General features: G+C 72.8%; 1 protein-coding gene (only partly in view). It reads left to right on the top strand.

The whole window is internal to a hypothetical protein gene (locus tag OG199_RS44910) on the top strand: the coding sequence, 58938 nt in all, runs 16724 nt past the left edge and 18075 nt past the right edge, and what appears here is coding positions 16725–40863, spanning codon 5575 (partial) through codon 13621 (complete); the first complete codon in view begins at nt 2. Both codon boundaries (start and stop) fall beyond the window edges.

The following is a 24139-nucleotide window of genomic DNA, read 5'->3' on the forward strand; positions in this document are numbered from 1 at the left end:
CAACCACGAGGCCATCGTGGAGTCAAGGAGGCTGGTCGAGCAGGCACGGGAGCTGTCCGCCGCGGAAGCCACGGGCAGGGAGAAGGGGAGGGACAAGGGCAAGGGCAGGGAGCGGACTGGACAGGCGGGCACGGAGAGCCTCTCCGAGGCGTCCGGCGCGATCGGCGATCCCGGACTGACGGCCTTGGCCGATGCGCTGTCCGCGTATCACACGGCCCGCGCCGAACAGGAGACGGCGCAACAACTGCGCGACGCCAGGGCCCAGTCCCGGGCGTTGTCACAGGCGCGGAGCAAGGTGGATGGAGCGCGGAAGCGGTTGGCGACCCTGGGACTGGATCCGGACGAGCTGGCCGGGACGTCGGGCGCGACCCAGGCGGCCCAGCTGGCCGAGCTGCTGGACGTCTCCCAGGACGAGGCGAACAGCCTCCTCACCACGGCGAGCGGCCTGCTACGACCTCCGGTGCTGATCGGCCAGGACACACAGACCCTGGAGCAACGCGCGGCGGTACACGCCGCACTCGCCAGGACCGCGGAGAGCCTGCACCGGCAGGGCGAGGACGCCGCCCGCGCGACCGCCGACCGGCTCGTGGAGCAGAACCCCGCCCTACGGTCCCCGAACGCCGGACCGGTCGGCGGAGTACCGCCCCGGCGGGGGACCCAGGAGCTCGCGTCTGGCCGGGCCCCGCGCACCGGCACCTCGGGGACCGAGTTCGTCAGCGAGCTCCGTGAGGTGGCGCTCGAGGTACTGAGCGAGATCGGCTACGGCTCCAACCCACTGCCCTTCGTGCTCGGCGCCCTCACCAAGGCGGCCAAGCGGACCTGGCACGAGGAGTGGCCGGTCTGGGAATTCGCCACGATGCTGGCGCGCAACCCGTGGTGGGCCGAGCCGCAGCACGAGAAGACGGTCGACTCCCTGGTGCAGCCGGACCGTCTGCATGTGATCAGGGTGCTCGCCAACAGCGTCAACCTGGGCACGCTGGTGCAGATGCGGCCGGATCTCCTCGAGGTGCTGACCGATGCCGGCATCATGCTGCAGGGAATGAGCACCCTGTCCACCGAGGCTCTCTGGCAGTACGTTGAGCACCCGGAGTATGTGGACGACTTGCTGGTGCAGACCAACGGCCGTCGGGAACTGGTGGAGGCGATCGAGGCAGATAACGGGTCGGTCTACTCGTTGCTCGGCGTTCCCGGGCTGGCCACCGCCCTCAACCGCAACGTCCCGCTGATCATGGCGGTGGCCAGCCCCGGCCCGGCCGCCGCTCACATCGTCGAGAACCGCGAACTCGCTGCGGCGCTCGTGCAGCGCGAAGGGAAGGTGGACGACGCCTGGGCGTTCAGCCATGAGTGGTCGCTGGTCTTGGCCCTGGCGGAGAACTTCCGTTCGGGCGGATCCTCCATCGACTACCGGTCCCTCCTCGAGAACGGAAGACTGCGGGAGCAGATACAGCGCCACTCCGACCAGGCGCGCCTGCTGGTCAAGGCTCCCCGCCTGCTGGCCGCGGCGAAGGCGGACGCCGATGTGGTGGCGATCCTCGCCGAGAGCGGACGGCTGGTCGACATCCTTACGGGCGTTCCCGCCTTCGCCGAACGGCTCGCGGACGACCTCCAGTTGCTCTGGGCGGCCGTGCAAAACCAGGCCGTGGCCGGGTTGCTGTCCCACGACCCGGGCCACTTCGACGCGGTGCCGGACGCGGACCTGCTGGGCGCGCTGCGCGACGCGGTGGCCCCGCAACCGGCCGCCCCCGCTGATCCGGATCCGTCCGCCCCCCCTCTGGACAGGGCCAGGGCGGCGATCCCCGCTCTGGACGCCGTCCTGACGGCCGATCCCGCTCTGTCGGGCGTCCTGGCGGAGAACGACCACGCCCTCACAGAGGTGCTGGCGCGCAACCCCGGTCTTCTCACCGACCCCCACGAGTACCGGCGTCTGCTCGCCCCCGGCTCGGCGACGGTGCGCGCGGCAGTGAAGCACGGATCCCCGCTGCTCGTCCCGAACCTGCTGCGGGCCGTACTGCGCCACGAGACGGTACGCCATTGGCTCGTGCAGAACGATCCTTACGCCGTGGCCGCCCCGGCCGATGTGCGCACCAGGTTCTTGCGCATGGTCAAGGACGACCCCGACCTCGGAGAGATGCTGCTTTCGCATCCCGCGGCCGGCCTCCTGCTCGACTCGCACCCAACGTGGAGCGTCTTCAACCTGCTGCACAAAGCCTGGGAGCTACGGCCCACCGACGAACGCGTCTTCAGCCACGGGACGGTGCAAGGATACGAGGACGTGCTGGCCGCCGTCACCGACACACAGCGACTCCTCGACGTGCTCTTCGCCGACAACGCCGCGCTGATACGTATGGCGAGGGAGGAGCGCAAGGTACTGGAAAGCATCAACGACGACGCCGTGGCGAACCTGCACGCCCACCCCGGCGTGATGGCCGAACTCGCCTCCCGGCCGTCCGTGCCGCTGCCCGTCAACCACTGGCGCGCGCTGTTCCGCAACGCACCGCTGCTCGAAGGGCTGACCCGCAACCAGTCCGTGCTGGCGCTGCTCGCGTCCGTGCCCGAGGTGCTGGGTGAGGCGATCGGGCGCCCAGGCTTCGTCAAGGCGCTGGAGAACAAGGACTTCCTGGACAGAGTGGCTCAGATTGCCGAGGAGAAGAAGAGACAGAAGAAACAGAAGAAGCGGAGCTGGATGACGTCGATCGCCAACGTCGTCAAGGATTACGGAGGTGAGGCCGCCCTGTCTCCCGAGGGCTCCGTGCTGACCCCCGCGAGCACCCTGCTGGCCGGCTCCTGGCACCTCACCCGGGACGAGGCCGTGAGCAGGATCATCGAGCAGAACCCGGACTTGGACGAAGGCGCGCGACAGGAGCTGAGACGCATCGACGCGACGGTCCGCGGAAACGACGCCCTGCTCGACGCCGCACGCAAGAGCGTGGCCATGGGTTCCGCGTTCCTCGTCAACAGGGAACTCGTCCGGACGCTGGAGGCCAGGCCGCAGCTCCTCGAGCGTATGCAGGACCGCATGTCGGGGCTCCTGCCGCTGCTCCACCGCAACGCGCCTTTCGCGGTGGCGCTGCGCACCAACGACTACCTCTACCGATACGTCATGGAAGAGCCCGCCGCGACCAACCTCATGGGCTCCTTCCGCGTATTCTTCCAAGGCGTCGTCGAGAACCGTGAACTGGCCCGGCTCTACCACCTGAATTTCAGGAGCTACGGCCTGGCGCACACCGACCGTCGTGTGGAGGACCTGACGTACGTGTACGAGGAAGTCGCCCGTGCCTTCGCGGACGACGATCCGGTCGTCCTTGTACTTCTGGAACCGGAGGCCAACGAACTGCTCAATGAGCTGATCGCGATCCACAACACCCCGGACGCGGGTCCGGGTCCGGTGGTGGTGCGTGCGGCGGTCAGCGGCCTACCGGTGATGCGGGCACTGGTGAAGGCTCCGGAGCTGGTGAGGACTCTGGCGCGGGTGCCCGAACTGGCCGCCGCCGTGGCGAAGCACTCCGCGGTGTTCACCGATGCGGAGCAGTTCGGCCGGGTCATGGCGGCGGACGCTCTGCCGGCGGCACTGGACGGCCATCCCGGGCAGGCCGGAGTGGTTCTGGCCTCCGCCGAACTGCTGGAGACGGTGCTGCGCACCCCGGGTGTGGTGGCAGCGCTGGCGGCGGACGGAGAGCTGGCACCCCTGCTGGTGCGTCGCCCGGAGACGCACCGGCTGCTGCGGGAGCAGCCAGAGGTGGCGGCTGATCTGGCGGGCGCGTCGCGTTCCCTGCGCGTGGCGCTGGACGTGGTGCGCGGTCTGGCCGGGGCGATGGCTGGCGACGAGCGCGTCGGGCGGGACCTGCGGGAGGCACCGTGGCTGCCGGCGGCGCTGCTGCGGAGCCATGGTCTGGTGGACCAGGCGCGGGCGGATGGACCGTTGTGGCGGGCGGCGCGAGCCAGTGAGGCGCTGGCCGGCTTCCTGACGCCGCAGGTGGTGCGCAGGCTGGCCGACCGGGAGGGGCTGCTGGAGAGTCTGGCCGCCGCGCTGGACTCCGCGGACCAGGAGCCGCTTGAACCGGGCGGACCGGAGTCCCTGCCTGAGGCCGGCCCGCGGGACCAGCTTCGGCGTCTGCTGGGCGACACCTTCCTGACGCGCTTCCTCAACGCCCATGCCGGGTTCGCCCGGCGGTTCTTCGCCGAGCCGCGCTGGCGTGCCGCCGCGTTGAAGACGCCTGGATTCGCCGGGGATCTGGAGCGGCTGGCCCGGGACACGAAGCGTTTCCAGGAGCTGACCGAGGACGAGTCGGGGGAGCTCCTGCTGGCGGCGCTCGCTCCTGCGCCGGCCGCGACCGCCCCGGGCGGGACGGCCGAGCGCGCGGCTGCGGGCAGGTCCGCCCGGGGGGCGCGCTCCGGCGGGGGAAGGAACACGGCGGCGACCGTACGGGCGGCGGCGCCCCAGTCGGTGTGGGCCCAGGCCCTGGCGTCGGTGCCCGAGGTGGGCGAGCTACTGCTGGACCCGGCGGGGGCGGAGCTGGCCGGGAAGCTGGGCGAACACCCGGAACTGCTGCCGTTGCTGCTGGGCGCTCCCACGGTGGTGGAGGACCTTTCGCGGGATCCGGGGGCGTGGCGCGACTACGTGTTCGGTGAGTTCCTGGCCACCGGCGAGGCCGGTCTTGAAGACTTCGACCATGACTTCCAGGCTCATCTGGACCGGGTGGGCGCGATCGTGGAGGGCGCCTTCCACGACCCGGTGCGGAACGCGGCGCTGGGCGTGTGGAACTGGGCGCGTGCGGACCGGCAGGCACGGGAGGCAGCTGAGGCACGGGAGGCCGCGGCGAAGCTGGCGGCGTTCCGGCCGCAGTCCCGGGACACGTGGGAGCACAGCGGGCGGCTGGTGTACGCCAACCACGTGCGGGAGGAGAGGCTGACGGCGGAACAGCTGCGTGTTCTGCAGGAGGTGGCCTCGGGAGACCGGCTGCCGCAGGAGGGCGACGTGCGGGCCAACCAGGCGCTGCATGTGCACCTTCAGAGCGGCAGCGGTGGTGCGTCGTTCGCGTACGTGCTGGCCGGAGACGGTCAGGTGGACGCGCTGGTGTACGCGATCAGCACCACGCGGCAGGGCAACAAATACCTGTGGGACGGGAACGGCACGAAGTATGTGTCCGGTCCGCTGGACATCGGAACGGTGTCCAACCATCCCGCCCTGGTCACGTCGCGGGACCTGGTGCGGCAGACGGCGGAGCAGGCCGCGGCCGACGCGGCCCGCAACCGCGCGGCCAAGGGCAGGAACAAGGGCAAGGGCAGTGGCAAGGCCGCCGAGAAGGCGGAGACGGGCGCCGTTCCCGCGTCCGCCCCCGCGTCCGTCCGTCCGGCTGATCCCGAGGTGACACGGCTGGCGGCCGCGTTGTCGGCGTATCACAGCGCGCTGGCCGAGGAGGCCGAGGCGCAGCGGGTACAGGACGTCAGGAACCGGGCACGCGCCCTGGCGGCGGCCAGGAACGCGGTACAGGCGGCGCAGCACAAGCTGCGGGCGCTGGGCCTGGACTCCGAAGCGCTGACCGGTACGCAGGCCGTGGCGCCCGGGCCTGCGGAGCGACCGGGCACCGCCCGCCGCTCACCGGGCCAAGGCCCGCGCGGCGGCGCCTCGCCGGGGCACACGGAACCGGGCACGGCCCCGGCTGGTGGGTCCTTTGGGGCAGGCCGCGACGCCGCGGCCGGGCAGGCCGGTGTGGTCGTGATCGGGGACGAGGCCGTGCTGCTGGGAAGCGCGGAGGTGGTCGCGCGCTCCGGGAACGGCTCTTACTCCGGGGAGTACGTGAGCCGGTATCAGGTGGAGCGGTACCGCCGTGGTGACGGCGAGACGGTCGCTCGCTTCGTGGCGCGGGTCGCGTGGGAGTTCGACCCGGAGGGAGATCCGCGGGCGGCCGACGAGGACGGGGCACCGGCCACCGGCACGCCGAGTCGGGTCGAGGAGTTCGAGAGCCGGATCCGGGAGGAACTCGACGAGGTGTGGAACAGCGGTGTCCGGCTGCCCAGCGGTGACCTGCTCAGGTTCGACCCCGAGTTCGTCCCGTCGTCCGCCGATGCGCACCGGACCGTTCTCCTGTCCACCCGACAGTTCCGCTCCGACGAGTGGACGTTCTCGACGGTGGACCGTGATCCAGGGACGTTCGCCCATGAGATAGGGCATTGGTACGGACTCAGCGACGAGTACCGCGATGCGTCATCGGGCTTCCGTCCGGTGCATACCGACGGTGGCCTGATGGCCAGTCTGTCGATCGACGTCCATGGCCGGAATCTGGTCGATGGGGATGCCTCTTCGGCGGAATCCTTCACGCGTCCCAGCCGGTTGTACGTCGCCGCGCGGTATCTGCGCCGGCTCGGCGCCGACGCGGAGGCGGCGTTGCGGGCGGCGGGGCCCGCGGGCGCGGGCGCGGGTGCGGCCCAGCGGGGCGACGGGCTGCCGGAGCGCGCGGAGTTCTCCCTGGAGGTCCGGCAGGCGGCTCTGTACGGCGGTGCGGGCGGTGCCGGGGGGCATCTGATGCCTGTCGGGCTGTCGGACCGGCCCCGTCCCGAGCGGGTGGGGAAGCCCCACCAGAACGGCGTGTTCAGGGTGGAGCCGGCCGGCGGGGCGTTGGTATCTGGCGGGGGGCTGCGGGACGGTGACGGCTGGAGCGGGGCGGCCGGGGACTTGGCGGCGGGTTCCGGCCGGCAGGCGGGGGAGCGCGCCACGACGGCGATGTTCCCCCTGCACTGGACCGACGATGACGCCATCTACGCGGCCGAGCAGGCCTACCTGTGGGCGCTGCGGCACGACGGCGTGTCCGCAGTGCCGGGGCGTGCGGCGGCGTTCCGCTGGGTCGGTGAGTACGGCGGGGTCCGTATCGAAGGTGCTGTCGAGCGCATGGAGTTCACCGGTTTTCGGCCCGCCGACGACCAGAGCGGGCTGGTGACACCGCGGTACATGCAGCCACCGCCGGAGGGGGTCGAGTGGAGGGGGCCCCGGTTCTCCCAGCGGGCGGAGGACGTGGCGCGGCTCGGTGACCGCCGTGCGCGCACCGGCGTGCACCAGCTGCCTCTCCCGTACGGCGGTGACGCCCCCGGCGTCGACGTCGTTCCCTATGAGGACCTGGACAACGGGACGCACCGGGCGATGGTGCGGTTCCTCGACCCGTCCGTACGGGACACAGCAGTTGAAGCCGGTCTCAGCAGCCGCTGGGAGTCCCATGTAGACGGCACGGATCACACCATGTTCCCCAGAGAGTGGGGACCTGCCGAGGTCCGCGACGCTGTCGCCACGGCGCACATGTCAGCCCTCTCGGACGACACGTTCCTGGAGCGTCCGGACGGCTCCTACCGCTGGGTGGGCGAAGCCGCGGGGGTGCGGGTCGAGGGCATCGTCCGTGACGACCACCACGCCGCGTTCCGTCCCACCGCATGGCAGCCGTCCCTGCGCTGGCCGGACGAGAAGCCCCTGGCCGAGACGCTGCCCGAGCGGGTGGGCTTCTCCGTCGAGGGCGCCGAGCACGCCGCCGAACACCGGTACGCGCTCTTCGCCGGCGGTCAGTTCGGCGTCCGGCTGACGATTCGGGTCGCCCTCGTCCGGGGTGAAGCGGGCGACCGGCCGGGAGACGCGGGCGAGTACGCGCGGCGTTTCCAGGCCGCGGTCGACGAGGTGTACGGGCGGCTCTCGCGATCCGACGGTGCCCCGTTGTTCCGGCTGTCGGTCGACGTGGTGGCCGACGCCGCCGCGGCGCACCGGACCGTCCGGGTCACCGGAGCCGAGGACGGCGACAGCCTCCCGGCGGACCTGCCCCGGCTGCTGGGCCTGCCCGCGGACGCCGGGATCCTGCTCAGCTCCCTGCTGCACGTTCCCGGTCCCCCGAGCGAGCCTGACGCGTGGAGCCACGCGGCAGGCACCACCGAACTCGCGCTCGAGGACGCCCTGCTGACGGCCCACGACCCCGCGGCCTTCCTGGACCACAGCGACCTAGAGGAGAACCGCCACAACGCCCCGGGCGAGCCCTGGCCCTCCCTGGAGGAGCGTTCCCGGGCCATACTGGACACGCTCCGTGACGGGAACCTGTTCCATCCGGCTCTCATCGACGCACCCCGGTCTCCCGACGGATTCCCGGCGGGGTGGACTTGGGCCGACGTCCTGTACGCCGTTTACATGGTGGCTGAGGACCCCGCGAACGTCCTGCCCGAGGACCCGGGCACCGGCACGCGGACCGTGCGCGGCGCGTTCTTCGACCGCCTCGGCATCGAGGCCACGCTCCAGGACGGCCTGATCACCGACTTCCGGAGCACCGGCCCGGTCACCGGCGACGACCTCACCCATGACATGCCTTTCCCCAAGACTGGCCCGGCCAAGGGGACAGGACGTGCGGATTCCGGCGCCGCCAGGACCGCACCGGCGGCCGCGGAAGACTGGAGGGCGGAGGCCGACGCGGCAGTGGCACTCACGGACGCTCGGCTGGCCCTGGACGCCGCCTTGGACATCCTGCTCACCCAGGAAGCGCGCTACCTGGAGGGGGTCGGTTCCTCAGCAGATGCCGGTCACGAGGGGATCGTGCGGGCGTGGGAGAGCTACGTCGACGCTGATGCGGCTGAGTCCCGTGCGGAGCGTCACTGGGCCGAGGTGACGGGCGGGGCGCCGCTTCCGCAGGTGCAGGATGTGCCGGCGGGGAGCAGGCTGCCCGGTAGTGCCAGGAAGGTGCCTCACTGGCTGCGGTGGCGGCCCGGAGGGAAGGGCCGCGTCGGCGCCGTCGCACCCGAGGGGGTCGTGAAGGCGGTTCACCACGTGCCGTCGGCCAGCCACCTCGTCACGGAACTGCCGGATGGCTCTGCCATCCGTGCCCTCATCCCCACCGGCCAGGACCTGATGGTGGCTTACTGGCTGCGCGACCCGGAGACTGCCAACGGGTGGCCCAGGACCGAGACCAGGGAGGCGTACGAGGGGGATCTCGAGGCACAGCAGGATGCTCTGACACGGGGACTGGCGAGTGCCGGCACCGATGCAAGGCTCACTGATGCCCTGCGTCAGCAGCAGGAGTCGTTCGCGGAAAACCGGCGTCTGTTCCATCTCCTGGAGGACCGTGCGGGGTTGCGGGAGCTGCGGCCTCCGCAGCTGGCGGCCGTGATCATGGCCGAGCGGCGTTCCCTGCGCGACCTGGTGAGCGACCGGCAGCAGCTGACCGACAAGCTGCGCGATGGTGACTGGGCCTGGTCGAAGGACTACCCGGTCCAGGGCGACGACGTCGACCAGCTGATCGACTCCGTGCAGAACCACCTTCGCAATGGCATGTCGCTGACGGTGAACTTCCAGCCGCACAAGACGGTGAGTAACGGCGAGACGCTCCTGGACGTGATGCTCCAGGACCCGAAGGTGTTGATCCGCAACGCCTGGGAGTCCACGCCGGGCGATGTGGCGTACCTGCGCACCCGCGGTGCCGCGGAGGAGAAACTGGGCTATCCGGCCTCTGTCAGGCGCACAGAGGCGGCGTCCGGGATCTATCCCGGTCAGCCGGGTGAACAATTCGCTCCGAGCGCCACGGATCGTGAGGATCTGCCACGCTATGCGGCCCTCACTTCTCGGCACCGGCGGCGAGGTCTGCCGATCTACGGTTCGGCGGTCTTCCATCTGAAGCCCGAGGTGATGCAGCGGGCCACGTTCACGCCGATGGACAGTTTCGGTGAGGGCCTGAGGGGTGCCGAGGGCGTCACCGGCCAGCTCAACATGCTTCCGCTGCTGAACCACGGGACCGAGAGCCTGGTCCGCCTGGCCTTTGCCGAGGCGACCGGCTTCCGGTACGACAGCGAGTTCCTCCGCCTCCGGGACAGCGGGATGCTGGATCGCCGTCTCGTCGGGTACTTCGAGGCACAACTCCATGGTGGTGTGCGCTGGGCCGACCTGGATCGCGTCGTGCTCTTCGACACCGGGGTGGGCAAAGCGACGCTACTCGACCAGAGGCACCGGCTCGAGCAGTTCGCCCGGGACAACGGCTTCTCCTTCACTGTTGAGACATATGCCGCGCCCACCCCTGGCTCGCGTTCCGGAGCCCCCATTGCGATTTCGCCAACCCCCGGCGCCTGGACTTCCCCTGCTGCGCCCGCCGCACAGGGGACGACTGAGCCTGGTGAGTTCTCCGGCCGGTCGATCGCCCAGCTGCTGAACGGCCCCCTTCGGAGAACCGGCCCGGTCACCGACGCGACCGCGGGCCGTCCGGCCCCGCAGGCCCCGGCCGCACCGCGCTTCCACCCGGCGACGCGGACAGCACCCGCCACCGGGCCCGGCACCGCGGAGGCCCTCCGGCCGCCCGGCGACGCCGAGGCGGCGGCCCCCGGCGCATCCCTCACCGTGCACCCCGTCATCGAGGCCGCCGTGCCCCTGGCGGTGGCACGGATGGGCCGGGAGGACGGAGGTGCACGCGGCCTGGTGAACATGGCGCCGGTCCCCGGCCACGTCCTCGGCGGTCTGCACGAGTCGGTGATCCGGAAGGTCGAGCGGATACTGCTCGCCGACGGCGGAATTCGCGCGGTGACCGAGGCACTGGCCCGGCTCAGGCGAGCCGAGGGGCCGGTCCGCGAGGACGTGACCGCGCGGCTGACTCCCGAGTTCCTGGCCTCCCGGCAGCGGCAGCTGCTCAGCGCGGAAGGGCTGCGCGTACCGCTGCGGACACTGGGCTCCCGCGACCAGGCCCTGTGGGTCAGGATGCGGCTCGCCGATCCCCGCCCGGCCGCGTCGGAGCTGTTCGAGGTGCCGGCCGGCATCCAGCGCTGGGGAATGGGCTTCACCAGCGTCGACCGCACCGAGGGCACCAGCGACCTGCGGTCGGTGAACCTCGCCGGCTCGTACACCTGGCCGCATCCGGACGCGCCCGTGCTGCGGTCCGCGTCGGCCACCGGGCAGCTCTCCCTCACCCACAACCAGCGGGCCGCCTCGGCATCGGTGGCAACAACCGTGTGGAGCCTGGACTACCAGGCCGGTCATGGCGAGCCCGGCTTCGCGTACGACTGGGACGCGGCGATCGAGTGGAGGATCGCGCCCGACCCGGCCCGAGCGACGGACGCCGACGCCGATGGCGACGCCCGTGAGACCGGGTGGCAGGTGCAGGAGGGCTCTGCCTGGCAGCAGCGCACCTGGTTCCCGGAACACCTGCTGCACCCGCCGGCCCCCCGCCCCGGTGGACCGCTCACCCCCGCGCCCCTGGCCGACCTGCTGGAGTACGCCCCGCTCCTCGCACTCGAGGCCTTCCCCTGGCACGAGAAACTCCACCAGGACGTCGTGGAGGCGTTCGGCGATCTACTGAAAGACCTCTCGCCGGCTTCCCGGGACGCCCTGCGGCACTACCTTTCGGAGACTGGGTTCCGCGGCGGCCCGCGCATGCTGCTCGGTGAGCACGCCTCGCCCCTGCTGTTCGCCGCGAACGGCGATCCACTGGGCTTCCTGACGCTGCGTCTCGACCTGACCGTGGCCGGGCCCGCCCACGAGGGTCTCACCACCAGGAACACGGTCCTGGAGTTCGACGTGATCCGGACGATGCGGGCCACGTCCAGTACGTCGGTGACGAACGGCGTCGGAGTCTCCGTGGGCGCGGGCGTGGGTCTCCTGGGCCAGTTGAACCTCTCCGGGCGCCTCGGCACCCGGTTCGCCGAGACGTACGCACTCAACGCCGGCGGCAGCGTGCTGATGTCGCGCGGTCTGCGCTCCGCCCGGCCGCACCTGCTGCGGAACGCGGTGGCGGTTCCGCACATCACGCTGGTGCGCGCCGACGGCCCGCCCGTGCAGCCGATGCAGGGCCCTCTCACCTCCGACACCCGCGGCTACCCGGTGATCCTGCGGGTACCCAGCACGGAAACCGTGGGGACCCCTGCGGGCCAGTCGACTCCTGCGGACGACTCGGCCGTTGCCGACCCGTCGGCCCATGCCGACCGGACGACCTCCATCGAACGACCGGCCACCGCCGACCCGACGGCCTCCACTGGACGACCGGACGCCGCAGACCAGTTGACGAGTGCCGGCCAGTTGACGAGTGCCGACCGGACGCCCCCGGCCGACCAGTCGGCCGACCGGTCGGCCGACCTTCGTCGCCCGCCCCGTCACGCGCCCCGGGACGTCCGCGAGTTGCGCTCACTGAGCCTGTCGGTGACACCGCTCCGGCTGGACGGCGCGGACCCGGTGTTCCAGCACATCGAGGAACAGCTGCGCTCCCTCGGCTTCCTGCCCGCGCAGTCCCCCGAAAGTCACGGCGACGTCACCCAACAGTGGCAACGGCTGTCCAACGCACGGCAGTTGGCGGAGGCACGGTCCGCCGTGGCGCTGCGTGACCTCGTGGCGCAGCCGAGGGACCTGCACTTCACCCGATCCACCGCGTTCGGCTCGGAGACGGTGGTCGCGCACCTCAGCGTGCGCCCGCGCCCGGCGGACGCGCCCGGCGAAGGGATCACCCACGTCCGGCACCTGCCCGGTGTCAGGATGCTGAACTTCGTCGCCTCCTGGTCCGACGGAACCGAGCAGCGCACCCGGACGTCGAGCGCGGTGAGCGCGGGACTGTCGGTCAGCGGCCGGATCCCCACCGGGAACGGGGTCCTCGGCGGCGTCGACCTCGGCCTGGACTACGGCTACAGCCACGGGACCTCGGTCACGGACGCGGTCAGTACCCAGACGGGCCAGGAGAACTACCTCGTCACCTCCGACGGTCTGGACGTCTTCCAGGTGCCGCTCGTGATCGGGGTGGAGTTCTCCTCGACCCGCGGCCACGCCATCGAGGCCGCCGAGTCGAACGGCCAGGCACGTCTGGCGGTTCCCCCCTCCCGCACCCTGGACGCCCCGCACCAGGACGGCCCCTCCCCGCGGCACGGCATCCGTGCCGTCACCGAGGAGGACGAGCGGATGCTGGGGCTGCGCCACTCCGGAGCGGTGATCGGCCTCCCCGGGGAGGCTTTCGTCGACCGGCTCGACGGCAGCGCGACGGTCCGCGAGGCGATGCACCGCCTCCTGGTGTCCTTCAGGACGGACCACGACGCGCAACCGGAGCAGGAGGAACAGCGGGAGGCACGCACGGAACGGCAGGAAGCCGCAGGGCAGGAGGCACCGCGGGAGCGGACCGCGGAGGACGACGAGGAGGCCGAGCCCGGCCCGATGCCCGGCGCCTACCCCCCCGAGCCCGCGCCCGGGGAGGGACTGCGGCTGCCCCTGTCCGTCGCCGGGCAGGGCACCCTCGCCGGGACGCGCGGCCCGGGCGTGGCGTCCGGAGCGGTCGAGGGTGCCCGTGGGCTGCTGGGGAGGGCCGTCTCCCTGGCCGTCGACGCGGGGCGGTACCTGCGGACGACGGCGGTCGGCCCGGCCATGGAGGACCCGGCCGCCCTGGCTCAGGCGGTCGTGCGCACCGTCGCTTCGCACTCCCATCTCCTGGACAAGTTGCCGCAGATCCTGAACGGCAGCCTCGACTTGGGAACGCAGAGCACCGGCGTCGTGGGAACGAGGGTCGAGTTCAAGGTCGAGGGCTACTTCAAGAACGTCACGCGAGGGCTCGAATCGCCCGACGAGGGCGCGTTGGTCACCGAACGGTGGCACGTCTCCGGCAGAGGGTCCGGCGTCACCGTCTCCAGCAGCAGCAGCCATTCCGGTTCCCCCATGACGCAGGTGGGCCTCGCGTTCTCGCAGGGCGGCGTGTCCGGCCGCTACGGGCTCGGCGTCGGCCGGAGCGAGAGCGACACCCGCTCCGACGGGGTCACGGGGTACCGGATCACCAGCCAGAGCGGGGGCCGCCTGGTATGGTTCCGCGCCGACCTGACGATGGTGATCGAGGCCCGCCGTGGCAGGCACCAGTTGCTCCACGACCTCGTTTCCGACCTCGGTTCCCGGGACCCCGAGGTGCGGCGGACGGCGGTCGAGATCCCCCAGGCGGTCGACTTCTTCATCGATGAGCGGGACCTCGTCCGGTACCCTCGGCTGGCCGAGATCGCCGGTCTCACCGACCTGCCCGCCCCGCCGCCCCGCAACCTGCCCCTGCCCGCGACGTACGTCTCCAGCGGCGGCAGCGTCGGAACAGGTACCGTCACCGAGGTCACCGAGCCGACCGCCACCGCCAACAACGCCGCCACCGCCGGGGCCGCAGGCCCCGCTGCGCGGAAGGCCCTGCGGCAGACCGTCGAGGACCTCGTCGAGAACATCGCCCCCGGCAGCACCACCGTGGGCAGGGGCGCCCACGTGCCGGGGCTCCGCGAGCGCATCGGCGAACTCACCTCGCCCCGCAGCCTCCAGGCGCTGATCGCCGCCCGGCACAGCTCCGTCTCCTTCGTTGCCAACAGCTGGCTGGGCCCGCGGCTGGTACGGATCTCACTCACGGCCAACCCGGCGCCCGGCTTCGAGAGCGTCCTGGGCCGGCCCGTCGCGGCCGGCACCGATCTGGAGACGCAGTTCGTGCGGGCCACCGGCAAGGGGTCTCCCCTCCCGGCGCCCGGTACCACCGGCCACTCCACGTCCCGCAGCCGCACCGACGAACTCGGCCTCACCCTCTCGGGCAGCGGCAACGGCGTACGCGGCGGTCTGCCCGTCAGCGACGGCGTCCGAGACACCGTGGGGCAGAGCGCAGGCTTCACGAACGACGAGCGGGTATGGCTGCACACGGTCGCCGCACACGTCGCCGACTACCTGGTCCCCTACGACATCGCGATGGACGTCAGTTCCTCGCTGCTTCCCAACGCCCTTCTGCTCGTACCGCAGATGGTCCTGCACCCTTGGGTCCACGAACAGCTCACCGCGCTGGCGAGCCGTGCCGCTGACGCGAGCGGGCTGAACCGGCTGTGGTCCCCCTGGTCCCCCCTGACGGTGCGGGCCACCGCCAGGGTCGACGCGACACTCCGGCTGGGCGCGGTGGACGCGACGCCCGAGGGGCTGCCCACGCTCGTCGAGCCGTCCATCAGGACCGAGGACCCCGTCGCGCCGCTCCAGCCGCCCGTGGACGCGTCGGTCGTGTCGTTCGAACGGCTTCTGGAGGGCGATGCCTGGCAGCCACACGGCCCCTTCGAGATCCAGCACTTCGACGCCCTGCCGCACCTGGCGCAGGCCCTGCGCCAGGTGGCCCCGACGCTGCGCGGGCACCGCCGCGAGTTCGCGCAGAGCCTGTCCACCGAGGGCATGCTGACCCGACTGCGCGAACTCGTCGCGAGCGGCGAGCCGCACGCGCGGGGAGCGGAGCAGATCGCGCCGTTCCTCGGCGGGCCAGGCGTGACCGGCACATCCCTGCGGGTCCAGTTGTACGAGCCGTTCACCGTCTCCGCCGGCGTCAACACCTCCCTGGACAACGTCCGGGTCACCACCGAGAGCCACTCCTCACGTGCCGACACGGCGATGAGCCCCACCGTCGGTGTGCAGACCGGTTTCCCCCTGACCGGCGCGGGTGACGCGGGCATGTCTGCCGGGTCGGCCCTGGCGGGCGACCGCCCGCAGGCGGGGCAGTCCACGGGCGCCTCCTCGCAGCTGCGCGATTACCTGCGCTCCGGCACCACCGGGGAGTCCGTGGACGGCGCCGGGGTGACGAGCTACCAGGTCGCGGCGGTCGCCAAGGTGACCGTGCAGGGCCCCACCGGCGAGCGGCGGTACGTCGTCGGCAACCTCTACCTGCACACCGTCGAACGTCCCCCGGCACCCGCCTTGAACCGGGCCGAACTCTCCGCCGCCGCGGACGACGCCGTACGGGCCGTTCGCCGCCACGCGACCCGGCAGGTGGACGGCGCGGGGCACGAGACCGGCTTGTCGGCCGGGCACGAAGCCGGCTCGGCGGCTGAACACGCGACCAGCCTGCTGGCCGAACTGCGCAACGCGATCTGGCAGCAGGCCGGCGCGGGAACCCGGCCCGCGGTGCTGCCGACGGACCTGACCTGGCACCCGGTCGGCGACTGGTCGTCGCTCGCCTCCAGGCTGGGGGACCTCGGTCCGGGCGCGCTGGCGCTGGTCCGGTGGACGGACTCGGACACGGGGCAGACCCGGGCGCTGGGCGCGTACCTGACGCGTGCGCGAGACACGCTGTGGACGGACCTCGATGCTCCGGCCGGAGAGCGGACCACCCCGCTGCAACCGGGCCTCTCGCCCGCCCGCGCGCTCGCCGTGGTGTTCGACGCGAGGGGCACGCAGGCCGAGACCGCCGGACGGGCCGGGGCCGGGGCACAGGAGCGCTCGGCGCAGGACGAACCGGGCGCGCGGTCGCAGGACTCCGCGGACACAGGGGTGCGGGATGCTGCGGACACACCGCTGCAGGACTCCGTTGACACGGTCGAGGAGCGCATTCTCCAGGTGATGCGAGGGAGCGCGGCGCAGCAACGGCCGGAGGCGGAGGGGGACCGTGAACCGCAGCTCCTGGAGGAGCCTGCGGCACAGCGTCCCGGGCCCGCGGTATCCACCGGCCTCCGCGCACTCACCGACCTGGTGGACGCGGTGGCCGACGGGGCCGAGCGCGAGCGGCAGGCCGCCCCGGAGGAGACGCGCCCCGGCCTCAGCGACCCCGCGTGGTCCGCGTTGCTGCTGGAACGCCTGATGGCGGCCCGGTACCCGGGAGCCCCCCTGCCAGACGGCCTGCGGCTGCCCGGCGGGGCCGACCCGGCGGCCACCGCCGACGACTCGGTGCTCGGCGCGCCCGGCACGGCGGCCCGGCTGGCGCCCGGTGAGGGCTGGGCTCAGGTGGAGTCGTGGCAGGCGCTGGCGGACGCGACCGACGGGGCGGGCCCGAACGCGACAGCACTGGTGCTGTGGAGCAGTCACGGTGCCTGGCACGCCTTCGCGTACGCCGCCGGGGCGTGGATCGAGATGCAGGGACCCAGCGGGCGCAGGGTGACGACGGAGCCCCCCGCCCGGGACGCCGTGCACGCCCGGGCCGTGGTGGTCGGCGGGGACGGCCTCGACGACGGCGGTGGCACGCGGCAGGGACGGCCCGGCGACGGGTCCGGCGGGTCCGGCGGGTCCGGAAGGCCGCCCCGGGGCCGGGGCGGAAGGGACACCGACCAGGACCGGTCTGCCCCGGCCGCGGACCACGCCGCGCAGCCCCCTGGCGCGTGGCGTCCGGCCGATTCACGGCATCCCTTCGTCGGTATGGCGAGTACGGACGCGATGATGGTGGCCGGTCTCAGGGCGGCGGCGGCCCAGGCTCTCGTGGAGGACAAGGGGGCCCAAGCGCAGCAGCTGGTCCGGGCGCTGGAGACCTATTCCGGGACCGCCGTCGACCGCGGGGACGCTTCCGGCACCGCCGCCGTCGCCGGTGCGGACGTCACCGAGTCCGTTGGTCGCGAGGAGGAGCCGACCGGGGCCGGGGAGGCCTCGGGGCTGCGAGACGGTACGGGCGGTGCAGGCAGTGCGGGCGGGTGGTCCGCGCAGCAGGCCCCGGCGCCCACCGAGCCCGCCGACGTGGTGCACAAACCGGCGGACGTCACCGCCGTGACCGGTGAGACCGAGGCCGAGAGGACGGCGCGGGAGCAGAACCCGGCGGCCGGGATGCCGGACGTGCGGTCGGCGGACGGGTCTCCCGGTGAGCGGACCCCCGCGGCGGGGACGTCCGATGCGCAGGTTGCGGTGGCGGGGACGTCCGATGCGCAGGTTGCGGTGGCCGGGTCGTCCGATGAGCAGCTCACGGCCGACGTCACTCCCGGTGAGCAGGCGCAGCCCGCGACCCGCGTCCCCTGGTACGCCGAGCACGGCATGCTCGGCTCAGGCACGGTCCAGGGTGTCGCCGAGTGGACGTCGGAGCAGGCCCGGCGGGCGGCCAAGCCGGTGGTCCGGGGGATTGCGGATGCCGCCCTCGCCGCGCAGGTGCGGGCCGAGGTCGCCGCCGTACTCGCGGGCAACGACCCCAAGACCTGGGGCGATCTGCTCGCCCTCGGCGCGCTGCGCGTCGTCGCCGGCCGGCTGGTGTGGATCCGCCCGGTGCCGGCCGGCATGGAGCCCGTACGGGAGGCGGACGTCCCGGAGGATGTGCGCAGCTACGGGGTGCGGTTCAACTCCACCGCGGCCGCCGTCGAGCGGTCCAGGACTGTCACCTCCGGCGTCGATCTGGTGCTGCTCACGGCGATAAACGTCGCCTCCGCCGCCGCCTCCGCGGTGGTGCTCGGCGCGCCGACGGTGATGACCGAGGCCGGGCAGACCCGGTCCCGCGGCGTGCGTCAGACAGTGATCAGCGGGAACAAGCTCTTCCTGGAGGGAACGAACAAGTTCACCGCGGGCGTGAAGGTCCGGCTGTTCGTCGACGGCGTGGAGCACACCGTGGACGAGACCGTAAATCGCGGCCTCACCATCGGCCTCCCCACCGTGCAGTCCGGGCCCGGGGAGCCGCGTCCGGGCCCGCGCGAAGCCGCCGAGGACGCGCTGCCCGGCGCCGCCCGGCCGCGGCTCGGCGGCGAGGTCCTGCACGCCGTCGACGTGACCCCCGTACTGGCCGACCAGCAGAACCGGCTGCGCACCGCAGGAGTGCACGCCGCCACGGCGCGCAAGGTCATGGAGGAACTGGGGCGCTGGGTCAACGAGCGCACGGTGATCAGCCGTTACAGCTGGCTGTCCACCAGCGGCGACTCCTCCAACCGCATCAGCCACGGCATCCTCCTGCGGGGTCTCGACGGGTTCGAGGGCCACATCCGCATGGACCTCTCCCCGCAGAGCCTGCGGTTCCTCGGCATCACCGACGGAGTGAAGACCCGCGCGGACCTCGGAGTGGGGCTGACGACGATCACCGGCGGCGGAGGTGAGAGCGCCGCCTCGCTCACCTTCGGAGTCAACGCCACCGGCCTGGTCGCCCCCGCGCTCGCGCAGCCCGCCGGCGCACACCACGCCGAGGTCAAGGGCCTGGCCCCGCTGGTCACCGTGACGGCCGGCACGTCCCGTGGCTGGCACCACCGCCTCACCTCGCAGCCGCTGACCCACAGCATCCTCAACACCAAGGAGAGGCAGGCCCGTTACGAGGCGGTCCTCGACTTCGGGATCACCTGGACGTCCTCCACCCACAAGAGCCTGGAGACCCCGGCCCCCGCCGTGCAGGTCGACGCCGACCTCGGGGTGCCCTGGCGCGACGGACGGGGCGCCGCCGACTTCGAGGAACGCACACTGGGCGCGGTCCGCACGCCGTACGTGGCCGAGGCCCTGGCCGCCCCGCAGGCACTGCCCACGCCGGTCGACGCCCAGCCGCACGTACGGGCGCTGCTGCGGGTCGCCGGTGTCCGCCCCGGCCCCCTCCTGGGCCGTCCGGACCGGCTGCTCCGCCCGGACTACCGTCCCGTACGCGATCCTCGCGAGCCCCTGGCCCTGGCGAGCCGCCGCGGCCTGGGACACGCCGTCGCGGCGGCGCTGCCCGGCGCCGAACTGGTGGAGGACGGCTTCCGGGCACGGCTCGCCGAACTCGCCCGGCAGGGCCGCCTGGGCCGGGTCGACTGGGCCGCGGTGGACCGCCAGCTCGCCGTGCACTTCGGCCGCCCCGCCCTGGAGGGCGACCTGACCAACGTCCTCGCGGGCGTCGGACACACCCTCCGGGTCGGCGGACGCGAGGTGGCCTTCACCGTCCGCGCGCACCTCCTCGACTCGCTGCGCGTCACCTCGTACCCGATGGTCTTCAACACCCGGGCGGCCGTCGGACAGTCGGTGACCGGCGGCACCGACAGCCGGTGGACGCTCCAGGCGGGTGCCGGCGGCGCCGTCCGTATCGGGCTGGGCGGCGCGGTCCGGCTCCAACTGGGCGGCCTGCGTCTGCTGGGCCGCGTCACCGGCGGCTCAGGCGACCACTTCACCGGGGCGGCCAAGACCTACCGGCGCATGGAGAACACCGGCGACGTCGACGAGCACGTCATCGACATCGCCTACGAACTGTCCCTGCGGATCGGGGACGAGACGCCGGACCCGTGGTGGCTGGAGCGGCCCGGCGACCTGGTCGCCCAGATCGTCGTCCCGCACGAGCACGTCCCCGCCTCACCGGTGCCCGGGGAGCAGGCGCTTGCGGCGGGCACACTGCGCTGGGCGATGCGCCGCTGGCCGGCCGACGTGGAGATGCTCGACCTCTCCTCGGGCGCCTTCGGGCTGTACCCGTCGTTCCTGGTGATGCCCGCCCTGCGGCAGACGGTCGCCGACATGTACGAGCGGCTCCACCCCAGGGTCCCGCTGCCGCGCGAGATCGCGGAGATGCTGAGCCCGCAGTCACTGGCCGCCTACTTCGACCAGTTCACCGGCGAGCGGGGCCGGACGGTCGACTTCCAGGCGCCCGACGGCTCGCGCACCACAGTCCGGATGAGGCTGCGCCTCTACGACCCCAGGAAGCTCGCGCCCACCGAGGGCGAGACCGAGATCGAGCAGTACTCCCAGGCCGTCGAGCGCCACACCAGGCCGGGGGAGACCGGTTACTCGGTCGAGTTCCAGGCCGTCGCCGGCCCGCAGATCCGGTTCGGTTCGGACTCCGGCGGCGACGCCGAGGTCACCGAAGGCCACGAGGCCGGCGAGGGCACCGGCCACCACGGTGGCGTATCCGGCGGCCGGGTGACCGCGATGGCACAGGGCATGGCCAGGCTGAACCGGGCCACCGCCCGGGAACACGACGAGGGCTTCATCGACGTCACCCGCGCCACCTACGCCGGAACACCGGACACCTACCGCACCGACCCCGTCTTCGAAATCGCCCTCAGCAGGACCAGGGGCGGCAGGACCGTCGAGGTGGCCCCCCGCTACCTGCGCTTCGCCGACGCCGTGGACCTGCTGGTGCCCCAGGGCCGGGTGGCCGACATCCTGCCGTCGCGCGCGGCGGCAGGACGGAACGGGCAGTCGTCCTCCGAAACACTGGCCCCCGCACCGGCCGTGACATCGACCCCAGCACCGGCCGAAGCACCGCCGGTCGCCCGCGGCTACCTCAACGACGGCCTGCTGCCGCGCACCGCCGCCCACCCCGAACTGCTGCGCGCCGACGGGGTACTCGACGAGGTCGTCAAGCGCCTGGAGTCGCGCGGGCTGCTGCGCCGCCGCTCCGGCGACGGGGCCGGCCCCGCCGATCCGCTGCGGCGGTCGCTGGAGGCCGTGTTCGCCTCCGAGGCACTCGTCGCCCGCCTCGGCAGCCTGCTTGGCAACGGCGTGTGGGTCTGGTTCCCGGTCAAGGTTTTCGCCGGTGCCACGGAGTATGTGTGGGTGCGGGTCTCGGTGGAGAGAGTCGAACCGGCCCACGCCCACCAGCACCGCCCCGAGGTGAAGCTCACGCTGCGCGGCGAGAGCCTCGAGGGACACAAGACCTCCCAGAAGCGGGGGAACACCGTCGGCGGCGGAGGGGTCTTCACCCTGCGCGGCGGGGACCACGACTCCGAGAGCGGCCAGCAGGGGCATGTCGGTGTCGACTACGCGGCGGGGTACCTCGCCGCCCAGGTCTCGGCGGGGACGGAACTGGCGAAGAAGGTCGCCATTCTGCGAGCGAACACCCGTGACGGCTCGCACGCGTTCGAGCACCAGCTGGCCTTCCGCGTCACGACGGGCACCACGCACGAACTGCCGCAGGCCGCGGCCGCCTTGGTACGGGGCGTCGACCTGCTGACCGGCGCGGTCGCCCGCGCCGCGGACCGGGGCGACGAGTGGGAACGGTTCCGGCAGGCGCACCGGCTCTGGACCTGGTACGACGACGGCCGCGACGACGACGGCCACGACCAGCTCATCCCTGGCAGCGTCCGGCTTCTGGTCCCCGACCACCTCACGACACCCGCTCAGCCGGGGGAGACACTGCCCACGCCGTTCCGGCGGATGTACGGCGAGAACCCGCGCTGGAACCTGCGACGGCCTGCCGGCACCGGGGCGGAGGCGCGGCCCGAGTCCCTTCCCGAGGCGCTTCCCGAGGCGCTGCGGAAGAACCTCCACACCTGGGACGTGCTCGCGGCCGACGCGGTCAACCGGTGGGCCAGGGTGGCGGCGCTGAGGTCCGCACGCACTCCCGACCTGACCGCCGAACTCGCGCGGCCCGACGGTACGGACTTCATGACCACGGCCGGCCTGGACTACGCGCGCCGCACCAGCGGCAGCTCGATGCGCCCCGACATGGAGAGGCTGCTCGAGTACCCGCATCAGTACGAGGTCCCGGTCGGCGGCCGGACGGTCCGGGTCGGCTTCCGGCTGACCAAGGCGCAGCTCCTGGGCCCGGCGGACGGCGTGCAGTTCAAGGCCCGCCGGTACCAGCAGCACGACGACGACCACGAGCGCACCGAGCAGCGGGTGAGGGGCTTGCACCACGGCGGGGGCGCGGACACGGGCGGTGGCGAGGACGGATATGCCGTACTGGGCCGGACCCCGTACGAAGCCGGCGTCATCAACGAGGAGAAGCTGGTGTCCGCCGCGGCGGAGACCGAGGAGCACAACAAGGAAAGCGTCCGCAGGTTCCGCCTCTACCGCTTCGACGTCACCGTCGTCATGGAGGCGGTCGACGGCCCGCCCAGGACGCTGGAGGTGGATGTCCCCGGCGGCCTGACCGGCATGCTCCCGCTGAAGGACGGCAAGCTCGTCGACGGCCTGGAGGAGTCGCTCCCCCACCTGTTCGCGCCTGCCCTGTTCGCGCCCGCCGGGGCCACGACGCCCGCGTCGGACACGGCTCCAGTGGCAGACGCGGCTTCCGCGACGAACGCGGCTTCCGGGGCGATCCCGGCTCCTGCCGCGGCCACGACTGCCGTGGCGGAGAACGGGGTTGGGCAGGCGGAGGCGGAGGCGGAGACGAGTACGGTTCCGTCCGCCTCCGTTGATACCGGGGGTCCGGTGCGGTTCGTGTCGAGGGGGCGGCTTCCGTCCATCGCGGAGGGAGACGAGCCGTCGGAGTCCGGGGTGGCCGAGCCCGGAGTCGGGCAGGCGCCGGTGCGGGCAGGGACAGCGGCAGACGCGGGCGCGGACGCGGGCGCTGTGCCGTCCGCTTCCGCCGGCGCGGAGATTCCGGTGCCGTCCGTGTCGAGGGGGCGGCTTCCGTCCATCGCGGAGGAGGACGAGCCGTCGGAGTCCGTCGCGGTGCCGGGTGAGGCCGACGGGCGTCCGGACGCGACGGTGACCGGAGCCATGCTCATCGATGAACTCCTCTCGCGGTCGCGGACGGCCCTGTACGGTGACCGGCCGGTCGCGGTGTGGCTGCCGGGGTCCGACGCCTCGGCCTCTGCGGTGGGCCTCGACCGGGCTGCCCTGGAGCTGTTGCCGCATCTGCTGCCGGACAACTCCGTCCTGGTCCTGGGCGAGCCCCGTGACGGCGGCCTCGCCGTCGGCGGCCGGCCGGTGAGCACCGAAGGGCTCGCCGCCCTGCTGTCCGCGGCGGCTCCCGGGTACGTCCCGGTGCTGGCCGCACCGGGCGCCCACCGGTTCGCGGTGCCGCTGGCCGAAGCCCTGGGAATGCCGGTCGTCGCCACCGCCGGCGGTGTGCGTCTGGACCCGGCCACCGGCACGCTGGGCGAGGCGCAGGCGGGCGTCACCGGGCAGGCGGCGGACGCCCGGCCGAGGGAGGGGTTCCGGCTCTTCGACGGCGAACATCCCGACGGGGTACCGCTGTTCCAGCAGCGGCGCACCGCGCCGTGGACCCCGCACCGAGCCGACGACGCCGCTGACGCGCACAGTGACGGTGACGGTGAATCCGGCCCGGCCGCCGAAGCCGCGGCCGACGGCGACCCGGGGCAGCACGTCTCGCCCGACGCCCGGCCGATGTTCGGCGACCCGGTCGAAGTGGACCCCGCGGCGCGGTCGATCGGCATCCCCCGGGGTGGGCTGCCGGGCGTGCCCGAAGTGATCCGGCGGCTGCGGGCGTTGGCCGAGAAGGCCGGGGCGGGCGTCACGGAAGACGTGTGGAACCGCCTTCCCACGCGCCTCGACTACCCCTACCTGCTGTCGGCGACGGACGAGTCGGTCGGCGGTCTGATCCTCACCCTGGACCGGGCCGAGGTACTGATCACGCTCGACCCGCACGACCCGAGGGAGGTGCGGTACCCGGCCGCGGCGTACGACGGGGCACCGACCACGGAGGCCGCCCCCGCGAAGTCCGCGCAGCCCCCGCTCGGTACCTCCGACGCCAAAACGCGCGCCCCGGACGCCGCAATGCTCGCCCTCAGGGCCGGACCGCAGGGCCTGGTGCCCGAGCGTGGCCAGGCGGCGGAGGGATTCCGCATCGTCGGAGGGATGAACGCCTCGTTCGCGACC

The organism is Streptomyces sp. NBC_01176 (genome assembly GCF_045039825.1).
Lineage (GTDB): Bacteria > Actinomycetota > Actinomycetes > Streptomycetales > Streptomycetaceae > Streptomyces.